Annotated in this window: 17 protein-coding genes; 1 reads left to right on the top strand and 16 read right to left on the bottom strand. The window is 58.9% G+C overall.

Going from position 1 to position 13498, the window contains the following annotated elements:
* Window positions 1–63: 63 nt before the first annotated feature.
* The 16 genes from AC3B6A_RS17605 to AC3B6A_RS17530 all read right to left on the bottom strand — a co-directional run bounded on the left by AC3B6A_RS17605 (window position 64) and on the right by AC3B6A_RS17530 (window position 11705).
* Window positions 64–327, bottom strand: a complete 264-nt coding sequence (locus AC3B6A_RS17605; RefSeq protein ID WP_488398494.1) for a hypothetical protein — start codon at window positions 325–327, stop codon at window positions 64–66.
* A gap of 69 nt (window positions 328–396) precedes the next feature.
* Window positions 397–567: a hypothetical protein gene (locus AC3B6A_RS17600; protein WP_488398493.1), complete on the bottom strand. Its 171-nt coding sequence runs from the start codon at window positions 565–567 to the stop codon at window positions 397–399.
* The gene (virB11, locus tag AC3B6A_RS17595) at window positions 564–1601 is read right to left on the bottom strand and encodes a P-type DNA transfer ATPase VirB11 (RefSeq protein WP_488398492.1); all 1038 of its coding nucleotides are present in this window, start codon (window positions 1599–1601) and stop codon (window positions 564–566) included. The genes AC3B6A_RS17600 and virB11 overlap by 4 nt, the downstream gene beginning before the upstream one ends.
* 8 nt (window positions 1602–1609) lie before the next feature.
* Window positions 1610–2857, bottom strand: coding sequence for a TraB/TrbI/VirB10 family type IV secretion system protein (locus AC3B6A_RS17590; RefSeq protein WP_488398491.1), 1248 nt, complete (start codon window positions 2855–2857; stop codon window positions 1610–1612).
* Complete coding sequence (locus AC3B6A_RS17585) at window positions 2841–3638, bottom strand: TrbG/VirB9 family P-type conjugative transfer protein (RefSeq protein WP_488398490.1); 798 nt, start codon at window positions 3636–3638, stop codon at window positions 2841–2843. Before AC3B6A_RS17585 ends, AC3B6A_RS17590 begins: the two co-directional genes overlap by 17 nt.
* Window positions 3635–4408 carry a VirB8 family type IV secretion system protein gene (locus AC3B6A_RS17580; protein WP_488398489.1) on the bottom strand — a complete coding sequence of 258 codons (774 nt, stop codon included), beginning with the start codon at window positions 4406–4408 and terminating at the stop codon, window positions 3635–3637. Before AC3B6A_RS17580 ends, AC3B6A_RS17585 begins: the two co-directional genes overlap by 4 nt.
* A gap of 219 nt (window positions 4409–4627) precedes the next feature.
* Window positions 4628–5572 carry a TrbL/VirB6 family protein gene (locus tag AC3B6A_RS17575; protein WP_488398488.1) on the bottom strand — a complete coding sequence of 315 codons (945 nt, stop codon included), beginning with the start codon at window positions 5570–5572 and terminating at the stop codon, window positions 4628–4630.
* Between the two features lie 11 nt (window positions 5573–5583).
* Window positions 5584–5946 (bottom strand): hypothetical protein, encoded by a 363-nt coding sequence (locus AC3B6A_RS17570; protein WP_488398487.1) that lies wholly within the window; start codon window positions 5944–5946, stop codon window positions 5584–5586.
* 14 nt (window positions 5947–5960) lie between these two features.
* Complete coding sequence (virB5, locus tag AC3B6A_RS17565) at window positions 5961–6632, bottom strand: P-type DNA transfer protein VirB5 (protein WP_488398486.1); 672 nt, start codon at window positions 6630–6632, stop codon at window positions 5961–5963.
* Between the two features lie 202 nt (window positions 6633–6834).
* A complete protein-coding gene (locus AC3B6A_RS17560; protein ID WP_488398485.1) occupies window positions 6835–7122 on the bottom strand; it encodes a helix-turn-helix domain-containing protein in 288 nt (95 codons plus the stop codon).
* Window positions 7119–7445: a type II toxin-antitoxin system RelE/ParE family toxin gene (locus AC3B6A_RS17555; protein WP_488403629.1), complete on the bottom strand. Its 327-nt coding sequence runs from the start codon at window positions 7443–7445 to the stop codon at window positions 7119–7121. The genes AC3B6A_RS17560 and AC3B6A_RS17555 overlap by 4 nt, the downstream gene beginning before the upstream one ends.
* Before the next feature lie 144 nt (window positions 7446–7589).
* Window positions 7590–10082 (bottom strand): VirB4 family type IV secretion system protein, encoded by a 2493-nt coding sequence (locus tag AC3B6A_RS17550; protein WP_488398484.1) that lies wholly within the window; start codon window positions 10080–10082, stop codon window positions 7590–7592.
* A complete protein-coding gene (locus tag AC3B6A_RS17545) occupies window positions 10009–10410 on the bottom strand; it encodes a VirB3 family type IV secretion system protein (RefSeq protein ID WP_488398483.1) in 402 nt (133 codons plus the stop codon). The genes AC3B6A_RS17550 and AC3B6A_RS17545 overlap by 74 nt, the downstream gene beginning before the upstream one ends.
* 12 nt (window positions 10411–10422) lie before the next feature.
* Window positions 10423–10782, bottom strand: coding sequence for a conjugal transfer protein (locus AC3B6A_RS17540; protein ID WP_488398482.1), 360 nt, complete (start codon window positions 10780–10782; stop codon window positions 10423–10425).
* Window positions 10751–11452, bottom strand: a complete 702-nt coding sequence (locus tag AC3B6A_RS17535) for a lytic transglycosylase domain-containing protein (RefSeq protein ID WP_488398481.1) — start codon at window positions 11450–11452, stop codon at window positions 10751–10753. The genes AC3B6A_RS17540 and AC3B6A_RS17535 overlap by 32 nt, the downstream gene beginning before the upstream one ends.
* 1 nt (window position 11453) lies before the next feature.
* Window positions 11454–11705: a hypothetical protein gene (locus AC3B6A_RS17530; protein WP_488398480.1), complete on the bottom strand. Its 252-nt coding sequence runs from the start codon at window positions 11703–11705 to the stop codon at window positions 11454–11456.
* Window positions 11706–12497: 792 nt separating this feature from the next.
* On the opposite strand from AC3B6A_RS17530, the gene dctP reads away from it, so the two are divergent.
* Entirely contained in the window at window positions 12498–13493 is a 996-nt protein-coding gene (gene dctP / locus AC3B6A_RS17525) for a C4-dicarboxylate TRAP substrate-binding protein DctP (protein WP_488398479.1), read from the top strand.
* Window positions 13494–13498 lie beyond the last annotated feature (5 nt).

Here is a 13498-nt window from a genome sequence, read left to right as displayed (position 1 = left end):
AGCAGATGCTTGTTCAGGAAGATTTCAAAAACTTGGTGGTGTTTCGTCGTCGTGAACACCGGTCTACTCCCCATCCTGCTCGGCGCGCTCCAGCTGGTAGTCCCTGAAGCGCTCCGGGGTCATCCCCAACTGAACACGTTCTGCGTGAGCCTGCGCGGCGCCCTGATCGTAGAACCGCCGCGCCTCCGAGTCGGAGCGTGCGTAGTGACGGTGAAACTCCCGCATAGCGGAGTCGTTGGACAGGTACGCCACGCCATCGAAGCCCAGTTCGAAGGCATAGCTGTACCCGCGCTCTAGGGCCCTGGCCCTGGCGTTCTGAGGGTTCATGGTTGTATTCCTTGCCGACATGGCGGCGGTGGATTTTTCGCGGGCGCGAAAATGAGAGGAGGGGAAAGCTCAGTCGTAGTCGCCGCGATACTCGTAGGCCTGCAGCTCGCGGTTGCTGGCGAAGCGGGCGTTGCCGTGCAGGTTGCGGGCCGCTGCGTTCTTGATCGAAACCGCGACCAGGATCCCCATCACGATCATGAGCAGCAGGAACACCCCGAGGCAGATCAGCACGAACTTCATGCGCCCCTCCCGCTCTTGCTGTTGAGCAACGCCAGCTTCGCCTCGGGCTCGTAATGCACCTCCAGGATCTGCTTGCGCTCCATGTACACCACGACATCGAAGGAGGTCCGCACCTCGCGCTGGATGTAATCCATCTCCAGGCCCTGGCCCACCACCGACTGCTTGACCAGGCCGGCGATCCGGGCGAAGCCCGACAGGCTGTCGTTCGCGTGCGCCGTGGTAACGGTGCCCGGGTTGCCGGTGTTGAGGATCTCCATGAAGTGCCAGGCTTCATCGCCCGTCAGCTCCGCCAGGAACAGATGATCCGGCTTCATTCGAAGCGTCGCTGCCACCAGCTCCTTTGGCCGTACGCGTCCGCCGTACAACAGGTGGACATGGTTGGGGTGCAGCGGCAGCTGCAGCTCGTTGATCTCCTCGATCGTGATCAGCCGTCGCTCTGCGGGGTAGAGGTCAATCAACGCCTTGGCAAAGGTCGTCTTCCCCGACCCAGGCCCACCAAAGATGATGATGTTTTGCCGGTGTTCGATGGCCATTCGAAAGAAGGCATCCCAGCTCTCATCCCGGTGCGCAGACTTCATCGCGAGCTGCCAGGCCTCCAGCTCGACGCTGGACGACGACACCGCTCGCGTTTGGGAGAAGCGCCCGCCGCGCACGTATTCACCCAAGGCAAATCGATCCACTGACGGCTTGCGGATCGTGAACGAATACGTCCCCTTCTCGCAGGCCGGCGGCACCACTACCAAGGCACGCTCCCCGTCAGGAAGCTCCAACGTCTGTATGGGCGTCTCCGGAGTCAGGGGACGGTGCACATACGCGGCCATGCTGTTCGCCAGTTGCCGGCAGCGCAATTCACTCAGCAGCGGCAGCTCCTCCATCTGCCAACCGGCCGACGAGTCCGTCCAGATCTCGCCCGGCCGGTTAATAGCGACCTCGGTTACACCAGGCCTTGCCAGGCGTTCAGCCACCCCGGTTTGCAGCATGAAGTCGCGCAGCAGCGAGTCCGCACCAAGAGTTGGTGTGTCATTCGTATGCATGTTTCACCTCAGCGGTTCAGGTAGACGGGGGAGAAGTCGATATCCCGGGCGACGATCACCGTCAGCACCGTACCCGGCAGGATGTAGGCCGTCGGCGGGATGTTCACCGTGCTGTCCAACACCTTCTCGCCCATGCTCTCGGAGCTGTCCGTGGTGTTGTTCACCGTGAAGCCGTCCTGATTGCCCTGCGAGGCCTTGTTCGAGATGCCCGCCATCACGTCCTGGAACATCGACAGCATCAATGCACCACCGACGCGCTCGCCCCAATGGTTGTCGATCCAGGCCTGAGTCCCGCTGGCACCCATCGGGCCCGCGCCGAGGCTGTCCAACCGCACACGGACAGGGTGGTCGGAACCGTTGTTCGCCTCCATCTCCGTCCACGCCGTGAACACGCGCTGCTGGCCCTGGGAGACCTTGGCGCGCTGCTCGCCGAACAAACGCGCTCCGGCCTCGGCCAACACCGTCTTCCCGTTTGCCGAATACAGCGGATCTGTCAGGCGGCATTCGATCAGCGCCGGGTTATCCGTGACGATCTCCGTGTACAGCGCACAGCGTGCGTAGGTGTTGTGGGCCAGCAGGTAGGTGCCGTCGGGTGCGAGCTTGGCCTTGGTACTGGCAAAGCGAGTGCCCCCGAGCTTGCTCAAGCTCGCTGAATCACTTGAGCCAGGCGCCGGCTCATCCTGCGGCTCTTCGTCAGCATTCGCAGCAGTTGAGGAGCCTCTTCCGGATGCTGCTGACAATGCGACCACACCACCCGCCAATCGCCGCTGTGCGGCCGATGGTTTATCGCTGGCAGTCTTTTGGGACTGACTTTGCACCTGTGGCCTGCTCGCTGGCGTCATACCGTGGTCCGTACTCGAGGCTTGCGAGATTTCGGTCTTAGGCTCTTGCTCCGCTCTGGCCAACCTTTCTTGTTCTGCCTTCTCCGTTTGCTCTTTCAGCATCTGCAGCCGTTTGCGCTCCTGGATCTTGCTCAAGCTATCGTCGGCGGCTTCATCGCGTTGCAAGGCAGCATCAAAAACGGCCTTCGACTCATCCACATCGTCTTTGGATGTCGCACTGCCCAACACAATCGACCACACCGTAACCAGCCCCACCAACACCACGAGCAACAGCCCCGACAGCATCAGATAGAACTTCATCTGCCCTGGTTTCTTTGCGCGTTTAACTCGCAGGTCGAAGGATCCGCGGGCCAGTTCGCTCTCGGGAGGCTCGATCAGATTTTCCTGTCCGGGCGCTTCACTTCGACTCTTCACGTTTCACCTCCCGCTGCTGCCCGGTCGTCGTACCGCTGTAGTTGAAAGAGCTACCCACCTGGCGAGTCCGGAGTGCCAGGACCTGGTCATTGAGGCGCAGTCGGAAATCAGTGCTCACGCCATGCACGACCAGAATGTTGTCGACCGTTCGGGCATTGGTCACGGTCTCGGTTCCGTCTGGCAGCAACTGGTAGATCACCGGTCGCGGCGTGCTGGCAGCAAATCGCAGGCAAGTAAAAGTGCCGTTGTCCCACATCTCCGACGGCGACAGAGCCATGTCCCCTTGCTTCTGATAGGCGCGGTTCTGCCGTGCACCATCACAGGGATTTCCGTTGTAAGTGCGCGAAGGAACCGAGGACATCTTCTTGTCCTCGGGATACTGGAAACGCAGCACATAGGTCGAATCAGCCACCTTGCGCACCAGCTTCAGCTCCAGGACATAGGTCCTGCGGTTCGTGTTGATGATCAGGTTGGTATTGGGCTCATCCGCGGTCGTTGGTTTGATCGCGATGAGGTTGCCGCTTTGATTAACACCGAGCGCCCAGGCAGCTGGATCGCCCGTCGTCATCAACCCCTGCTCACTGTTCACCGACTCGTCGTAGGGCAGCTGCACGAGTGCTGTACGCCCCACTGTCACCTGAACGCGATAGACATCGTCAGGGCTATACAAAGCCGTCTGTATGCGCGCGTCCACGAAACTCCCTCGCCCCATCGTCTCGGCCGGAACAAACGGCATCCAAGCGACCAACGCGATCCCCAGAGACACTGCTATCCCTCTCATCTCCTGACCTCCTGCGCCTGCGAATAAGCGGCTACACCGAAGCCCATCGGATTCAACCAGCGTTGCTCGCGGGTCTTCGGTGGGTTCTTGTAGTCAAAGCTGATGCTGACCAACCACGTCGTTGGGTCCAGCCCCTGCAAGGGCTGCCCCTGGGCATCCAAGGGGGTCTTCGTGTAGCGCACCTGGTAGCTGCGGTACTTCGCTCCAGGAATGTCAGGCATCGAAGTGATATTGTTGATCCTCACCCGCAGCTGCTGCTTGTCAGCCAGCACCTCGGTGTATCCCTTGCTGGAGAGCTGGAAGTTCTTGTACTCGCCGAAAGTGCCGTCGTAGGACATCAGCTTGACCAGCGCATAACGATCTCTCTGGTCCGCGAAGCTGTAGGACTCACGTAGCTTGATGTAGTTGGCCACATACGCCTCCTCCTGCACTCGCTCAGGGTTTGGCGCGTTCCTCAGCGGTTCCACGATGTCCGTGAAGCCGGTATTGCTATCGACGCGAATCAGATAGGGCTCAACCTGCTTCAGCGGCGTCAGTCCGAGCACTGCCCCGATGGCCATTAACGTCAGCGCCATGCAGAAGAGAGCGATCCAACGCCAGGTGGATGCCTTGCGCCGTTCACCTGCGGCAACGCTGGATTCGAAGACCCGGGCAGCCTGGGTGAAAGACAGGATGGCGCGAGACGTCTCGCCATCCACTGGCCCGGTGCTGGCGTAAGCGATCTTCTGCTCATGGTCCAACATCTGCGATTTATTTCTTCGCTTGAGCATTTGAGCCCTCCTGCAGTGGCTGACGGGGTGCGGGATTCACATCGACCCAAGGGCCGGAAGGTTCTTTGAGTTGCGGTGGCGAGCTGCTGCAGCCTGAAAGCCAGGCAGCACAAAGCAGCACGCCCATGCAGATGGGTTTGCGGTTCATGTGGGTTACCTATTCGAAGGAGATACGGCCGAAGCCGAAGGAACGGAGACGAGGAGGGAGGTAAAGCGGGACTAGCTGATCCTGTTGCGGTTGAGCAGCCGGCTTGCAGCAAAGAATGCAGCCATCTTCTTGGCTACACCGATGCCAGTCGCTGCCCCCATGGTTTTACCCAGCAGCCCTCCCGAGCTGCTGGTTGGCACAGCCCCTCCGCCCATTACCGACGCGGCAATGTTCGGGAGCGCAGTCGCAACAAAGGTAAAGGCGTTGAAGACAAGCAGTATGGAGAATGCCCCCACCCAATCATTTTGGATCTTGCCTCCAGGAATGATGTTCGTATTGATGAAGCTGATCTGAAGCGCAATGACAACCGAGAAGAATATTTGCGTGAGCATAAATCCGCTCAGCGTTGCTACCCAGCCCCAGAACCATTGACGGGTCGAGTCAAACAAAAGAAACGCAATGAATAATGGTCCCAATACCAGTAGTAGCGTGGTTGAAACCTTTAGCACCACCAAGGTTCCCACGGCTAGCGAAAGGAACGGAATCCCGCCCAGTAGCATCAGGATGATAATTGTTATTCCCTGTAATGTTTCAATGGAAAGTGAAAATTCCATGCTGTCGTATACATTGACTACAGCATTGGCGAAAGAATTTATGAGATTGTCTATTGAGTTGACCTGACCATCAGAGCCGCTAGTGAGCTGTGACCCTAGCCAGACAGGGAAGTCTCCGACTAGCGGGACAACAATGGACATATACCACCCAACGTTAAATGCACAGGAGACGATGGCAGCCATCTTGATGACTGAAACCACCAGCTCCTGCACCGCAACGCCCATGCCCTGCCAAATCCATACCAGGCTTTTAGCGGTTAGCTGGAGTGTCCAAAGCGTGCCGAATAGTGCAGCCAATCCAAGCATGACCTTGGCTGTTCCATTGGTTAAGGTGCTTTTTAGCGCAGTATCTATAAAGTCGAAGATCTGGTGGCCCAGGGTGATATTGATATTGCCAGCCATTCGAAATCTCTCTATTTTATTCGCTTGTATTCTTCACCTTGAGCGGTGTAGAGACTGTCGTTCTCAATTGAGAAGGTCGGGTTTCCAATAGTTAGACCTCCTCCAATTACCGCAAGAACATTTTTCGACTCGGCTTTTGCCTGGGCCTTGTTAATCACGTAGTCGCCGTGCATTCCTCGGAACGGTGACCAATGTTTTAGCGTTATGTGGAAAACGCCATCCTCACGGGTGATTTCGATGACGTCGTCTTTGCCCGGAATCTTTTTCTCAACCCGATCCCATTTCCCAACGAATTCGTCACCAGCTTCCTTGCAGCCGCTCAGGCTGAACAGAGCGGCGCAGACCAATGTGGCGATCAGAGATATCTTTTTCATGGATTGCTCGTTCCTCAGTCATTAGAAAGTGATCGTCTCGCCCTCAAGCTTTCGCTGAATTTGAACCGTTCCTTGCGATCCGTGATGACCGCCTTCTGTTCGTCCAGGTACTTCATGTTGGCGAGACGCAGCTGCTGGTTCTGCAGTTCGAGAAGCTCCTGCTGGTAACGCAGGTTGAGGTCCTCTTTCTGCTGTGGGGTCTGTACCTCGTCGAGCTTTTGCCGAAGCTTTTCGGCGTTTTTCACTCGCTCGGTACTGGCGTCGTAATTGGCTTCCAGGGCCCCAGCTACAGCCAGCAGCTCGTCGAACTTTGTCTGAACGTCCTTGTTCTTGGATATCAGCCCATACCTTTCTCGCAGTCCCCCAATGTCCTTTACGTTGTCGTACATTTCCGACCACTCACCCATGGGCAAGAGACGGTTCAGTGCAGGGTCATCAAGAAACTCCCCGAGCTGATCGTTCCCGGTAGCGATGCTCTTGTAGTCCTCGTACTGCGCCTTGGCCTGGGCAATGCCGTCCTTGGCGGTGTTCAGCGCATCTAGGGCCTGCTGCGCCTGGGCCTGCGCATCGAGGAGCATCTGCGCGAGATTCGCGGCATCGACAGTGGGAATGCCGCTGGCTTGAGTCAGCTGGATCGCAAAAAGTGACGCGCAGGCGAGTGCCAACGCGCGAAGCGTTTTCATCATTTGGAATTCCTCAGAAGTTAACGCCAAGCCCGGAAAGGGCTTGGCGGGACGTTCTCACATGGGGGTGAGATTCAGACCGCTGTGACAGTACGAACGGTTAGCACCGGCAGCGTTTAATGCGAGAGAAGGGGGATGACGCAGCGTTGGGGGAGGGCTTCGGTATATCCTCTAAGGGGCGTAGCAAGACGCGGCAATGGAGCGATCAAGCCACCTTGGCGCTGATCGACCAGCCGACCGCGAGGCCTGCCGCGTCAGCCAGAACCACCAGGGCATCCAGGCTGAAGGCATCGATCTTGCCGCACTTCAGATTGCTGTAGCGCGGAGACGTGATACCCAAACGGCGAGCACGTTCGGTGGCCGTACCTTCCCAGCTGTTGACCCGCTCGATGATGGCCATCAGCAGCTCTGAACGAAGTCGCATGTTCGCGGCCTGCTCGGGCGTGTCTTCAATGGCGTCCCACACATTGTCGAAGCGTTGGCTGTCGATCATTTCTTTCTCCTCAGCAGTGCGCGGAGGCGTGCCGCCGCGAGATCGATATCTGCCTTAGGTGTGGCCTGGGTCTTCTTCTGGAAGGCGTGAAGTACATACACGGCATCCGGCAGCGTCGCCAGGTAGATCACACGAAAGGCCCCGGACTCCTCGCGAATTCGGATTTCACGAACGCCCACTCCTATGGCGACCATCGGCTTCCAGTCATCGGGCTCCAGACCGTGCTGTATCCGGTCCAACTGAAATCCCGCGGCGCGCCGGACGGGGAGCGGAAAATCGCGCAGGCGAGCGAGAGAGTCCGCCAGAAATTCCACAGCTTTCATCGGTAGATTTCCGTGTTGAATAGTTTTATCGGAATCGATAAGCTCAGCAAGTGAAATTATCGAAATCGATAATTTTCTTTGGATTCGACCCATCAGAAGGCCTGACTCAGAGAGCCAGGCCTGATGAATCTCGGGGGGCAACAGTCAGGTGGGGGAGAGGGCTTCGTTGTGATGCCGGGCAGCCAGAAAAGCTGGCACCCACAACGATGGCAGGTCCGTACCTAACTCACCGCGGAGAGTCGCGGAAAGACTGGTCGGCTCAGTTCGACAAGCCTCCAGCAATGCCGGTACCCACATCTCGGGATCTTCCGTGCCCAGCGTCTTGCGGATTTGCTCGGCGATGGCAGCGTTTTCCGACGTCGTCGACAGCAGCGGGAGCCAGTACTTCAGCTCACCCGGGAGATCCATATTCAGCTGGACCGCCTGGTGCCCCTGCACAATGACCATGCCGCGCTCCTGGGGATGCTGAGCCTTCACCACATCGAACACCTTCCCCTGAATGCCAAACTTCGCGTACTCATCCCGGTCTGCCTTCGTATTGGCCAGCCAGGCGGTCGTGATGGTCTGTTGCACCACGGCTGGGGCATACGGCGTAGCGGAAGCATCCTCTGGCGATTGCGTATCCATGATCAGAATCTCGCCGCGAGTTCGGCCCGCCTTCAGGATCTCCTTGATCGCCTCAGCGGTGCTCTCGAACGACAGCGGAATCCAATACTCCGCTACCACGTTCAGCAGCAGGCTTCCTGGCTGGTGCTCATGCATCGTGCGCTTCAGGAAAAACAGCGTGTTCAGCAGGACCTCGATCGCCGCCGGGTTCTTCTCGACAAACTGCTTCTTCAGAACGTTCGTGCAATCGAACGCCAGGCGACGGTAGGCCTGCGGGTTGAACTGATTGCGTGGGGAGTCCAGTACCCATCCGTACGGCCCATTCCTCGCCGATGACCACTTCTGCAACCGCGAGTACAGGCAATTGGGGCCGACCGGTGGGATGTTCTGAAGCAGCAACGACATGCCGCGGTTCTCAATAGTCGAGTGAGCCATGACGGCCGCAATCGAATCCTGAATCTGCCGCTCCTCGTCCTGGGTGCACTTATCGACGCCCCCGGCGCAGGTCACCACCGTCTCGTACAGGAACTGCCGCAGGCGAGGTGAGTCCGGAAGCTGGAACGGGTTGATCCCCGTTGGTTGCATGGGCTCGATGGCGAAGTACTTGGTACCAAGTGCCCGCAGCAGATTCTCCAGCGACCGGTTGTAGTCGATCGCAAAGATCATCGGATCAAAGCGGCTGAAGAACGTCAGCACCATCGCCTCCGCGGTGGTCTTGCCGGCGCCGGTCATTCCGGTGAACGTCATGTGCCCCGGCAGCTTCTCGCCAAGGTTGTTCTGCCCTGAAGGGCTATCGTGCGCATTGAGCAGGAACATCCCGTCCTTGAGGGTCCTGGTTGGCATCAACGCAGTGCCATCGCCAACGGGATTGCCCTTCGCTTTGCCGGTTGGCGTAGCGTGCAGACTGAAGGTGCAGGCCAGGTTCTCGGTGGACGCCGACAAGGGGTAGACAACGTCCCTCACGTACGCAGGGAACTGCGCATACCAGGTGAAAATGTTCGTGATGGTCGAGCGCACGAACGACGTGTCATGGATGCTGAAGATCGACTCCATTTTCGCGCCGTTCTCGATGGCCTCGTCTGGCGTATCCCCATACACAATCAGCGCGGCGTGGTAGTTGCCGAAAGCCAGTTCACCCAAGGTAATGCCCTCGAGCGCCTCCTCCAGCTCACGAGTCTGCTTGCTCTCTCTTTCCACCGAGGCCAGATCCGCCATCTGCTTATTGATCGCGCGCTTTGCCTTGTTCCGATCCTCGAACAGGAACGTCTGGACCAGAGTGAAATCCAGCTGCTGCTCGACGGCTTCGTCCCACATCCCGGGAAAGCTGCCGCCATTGGGCAGACTGCGCAGGTCGTAGGTTGAGGCGAAGCGCTTGCCGCCCCGGTTCGGGCGGTTCTGCACGTAGTCATAGGCTTCGAAGTTGGTGACGCTGTCGATGACCGCGTCGCCAAGGCGCGTATCGCTGCAGGCGATGTCTTGCTCGGCGCCGTTGAACACCTGGCTATAGAAACGACCGATCTGCGAATAGATTGAGCTGATCGCCCTTTCCTCCAGCCCCATGAACGCGGGGTCGTAGTCCGCCAGCATGGTTTTGGAAACCATCAGCAGGTCATCCATGCGCTTGATCCCATCGTCCAGATCGCTGTAACGCAGGATCAACGCCAGGGTGTAGCCGACCTGCCTGTAGGCACCCGTACGGAAAGGCTTGGTATAGGCGTCCACAAACTCCTGCAGAGAGGAAAGCGGCATGCGGTACTGCGTATCCAGCGTCAGGCCAGTCTTTGTGATGTAGGCCTGCAGCATCAGACTGGCGCCTTCCTTCTTGCCAAGGGCCAGCAGGTACCGATTCAACCGCTCGAACTGTGCGTCCAGAGTGGCCTTGTCAGTGGTTTCGTGGGAAATGCCCTTAAGGCGTATCAAGCTCAGCAGCCGATTCGGCTGCAGCGTCACCATGTGCTCATGGACGGGGTACCCCAGAATCGGGGTCATCACCTCGGGAGACATGACGGCGGATTGCGAAGCGCTTGCCATAGAACTGACTCCATTTCGGATTCTGTGGGGCGAGCATCAGGCCCTTGCCGTACCGCAGGTTCAGCAGCAGCCGGCGAATGGCAAACACCACTCGCCGCGAGTAGCGGTCATCAAGGGCGCTGACGAAGTAGAAGGCGAACATCAGGAGAAGGAAGGGAAGCGCCAGAAGCGCTCCCACCCACCATGAGAACGCCAATGCTCCTAGACCGAAGGAAACGAAGGCACCAGCCAGGAGACCGATGAAGGGCATGATTGGTACCCCCCAAAACAGCGCTGGCCGGTTTCTTCCATTCCAGGTCCTGAGCGACAGTCTCTTCTCGTCACTCATGGGCGATTACCTTCAGCCCATCGTGCCGCCGAAGAACTGCCACGCATAAGTGCCGCCGGCGATGGCTCCGCCGACCAAGGCACCGATGCCGAAGTTCATAGCAAAGTCCATGAAGCCGAAGGAGTGGTCGCCGGTGTTCCGAGCGATGATCCAGCGCATCCCGCCGACGATGATCCCGATCAGGAATACGGTACCGGCCAGCAGATACAGGCCTGTCTGGATCTTCTTCGCCTCGTCATTGAGGGTCTGGTACCAGTCAGCATGGGCAAACAGTGGGAAGAGGGCGGTCGCTACCAGAACGACCAATTGCTTGCGGTAAGCCTCGACGCGCACCAGGGCGTTAAGGGTGGCTTTCATCAGTTGCTTCAGCATTGAGTGTTTCCTCATGGGGATTGGATTGGGTCTGCGCCGTCGGCTGCGAAGCCGAGTGGAAGCGCGGGAACTGGCGCAGAACGTCCCAGCGCTCGTAGGTCGGTAGTGGTGGTGGAGCAGGGGCAGCCGCCGGAGCCGTGGGCGCCGGTGGCAGGGAGGTGTTGTCAGGGGCTGGAACGGATGGCAGATCCGCGCGGGCCAGAACGCGGTCGACGTAGCTGGTATTGCCGAACGCGGGTTCTGGCTTGAAGCCGGTGGTGAAATTCCCGCTGTAGTAGCAGGACAGGGCCTTGCGCAAAGCGCCCTGTGCATCCGGATCGACATCCAGGGCGCGGGCATAGCAGTCCTGCAGGAAGAACTCCGTCAGCTGCAGGTTCCGGCAGGGCTCGAACACCTTGGCCAGCTCCTGCGGGTCGTGGGCGTTGAAGTGCTGGCTGTTGATCTGGCCCAGGCCGACGCTGATGCTCTGTCCCGCGTCCACCGCCTTGCGCGCCATGACCAGGGCCTCGTCCAGACTTTGCGGCGGACGTGGCAGAGCCTCCCCCACCACAGCAACGCTGTAGGGATTCAGGGCGGATTCATGGGAGACAAGGAGTTGGAGCGTTTCAGGAGCGACAGCGGGAGCACATTGCGCGGCCAGGGCCAGGAGGGCGCTGGTGGCGAGTGCCATGTCAGTCTCCTGGCTGGGGCTCGGATGCGGCTGCCTGTCCAGCTTGGTCAGCCTGCTGAGGGTTCGTGGCTTCGGTCACCAATTCGGTTTCCAGACGAGCGGCATACCGATCGATCAGCTCTCTGATGAAGTCAGTCGGCTTGCACTGTCGTTTGGTGTGATAGGCCACCGACGTGGCTCTGGTCGCGACCTCGGCAACGCGTGCTGCGCCGACGTGGAGCTGGGTAGGGTTTGACGGCTTACGTCGTTCCATTAGAGGAACCTCCTTTTTTCGGGCGCATGAAAGCGCCGCCGGCATTACCGGCGTTGAAGGGTTGAATGAATGGGTATGGGGATGGTTGGCCAGAGTCTGGCCGGAGTAGGAGCGCCCGTCTTGGGCGGCGGAAGGTTGTAGCAGTAATGCAAGCCGATGTGGCTGGGCGGGCTACTGTCGAGAACTGCGCAAAACCTCCCCTGGAGCCCGCATGGCTACGTTTTGCGAAGCGGTGAAGTGTGGGGGCTTCCGGTGTCCAGTGTGGGCGGAATTTTTAAGCTAAATCAATTGGTTACATGAATGTCGCCTTCTACATGGGGTGCAAGGGGTCGAGTGTTCGAATCACTCCGTCCCGACCAAATTTTGATAAGCGGCTCAAGTACTTACGTGCTTGGGCCGTTTTCATTTCTGGCGTCGCACAAAACTGGCGCAAAATGTGCGCGAAGCTATCGGGCGATTTCACTGATATCCAGGCCAGGAACAGCATCCGACCAAACCACATCCTCGTGGTCTCGCCGGTAGTCCTTCTCTAGCGTGCCCCCGTCTCCGTCACCCATTCCGAACGGTGACTGGCCAAAATCACCCTCTCCCCCGGCGAAAGCTCTGACTTACAGCATGCCGGCACGGTGCTTGCCCTCTGCCCACCAAGCGAGACAGCAAGAACAATCCTGGCCTCGCTTTCACGATCCGCCCGCCCGATTCGCGGTTGCCACCTAGACTCCTTCTTGTTGCTTCACTTGGGCTGCATCACGCCTGCCCGCATCCGACCAAGAACAACAAGAGGACGCATCAATGTTCAAACCTGCTCTGAAAGCGCTCATCTGTGCTCTCGCGCTGGGCGTTGCCGGCCTGGCACAGGCCGCAGACCCCATCGTGATCAAGTTCTCGCACGTAGTGGCTGAACACACGCCCAAGGGACAAGGCGCACTGCTGTTCAAGAAGCTCGTCGAGGAACGCCTGCCCGGAAAGGTGAAGGTCGAGGTTTATCCAAACTCCTCGCTCTTCGGCGATGGCAAGGAAATGGAGGCACTGCTGCTCGGTGACGTACAACTGATCGCGCCGTCCCTGGCCAAGTTCGAGCAGTACACCAAGCAACTGCAATTGTTCGATTTGCCGTTCCTGTTCAACGACATCCAGGCGGTGGATCGCTTCCAGCACAGCCCGGAAGGCCAGGCCCTGCTCAAGTCCATGGAGAGCAAGAACATCACCGGCCTGGGTTACTGGCACAACGGCATGAAGCAGCTGTCGGCGAACAAGCCCCTGCGCGAACCCAAGGACGCCCGTGGCCTGAAGTTCCGCGTGCAAGCCTCCGCCGTGCTCGAAGAGCAGTTCAAGGCCGTACGCGCCAACCCGCGCAAGATGAGCTTCGCGGAGGTCTACCAGGGCCTGCAGACCGGCGTGGTCAACGGCGCCGAGAACCCTTGGTCGAACATCTACTCGCAGAAGATGCACGAGGTGCAGAAGTACATCACCGAGTCCAATCATGGCGTGCTCGACTACATGCTGATCACCAACACCAAGTTCTGGAATGGCCTGCCGCCTGACGTGCGGTCCGAACTGGAGAAAATCGTCCAGGAAGTGACCAGCGAGGTGAACAAGCAGGCCGAAGCCCTGAACCAGGGTGACAAGCAGCGCATCATCGACGCCAAGACCAGCGAGATCATCGAGCTGACCCCCGAGCAGCGCAATGAGTGGCGTGAAGCCATGAAGCCGGTGTGGAAGAAGTTCGAAGCCGAGATCGGCCCCGACCTGATCAAGGCTGCCGAAGCCGCCAACCAGGCCCAGTAAGACGC

The sequence above is a fragment of the Pseudomonas sp. B12(2026) genome, assembly GCF_057767015.1.
Note: the sequence above shows the minus strand (reverse complement) of the source record. Positions and strands in the feature narration are given on the sequence as shown.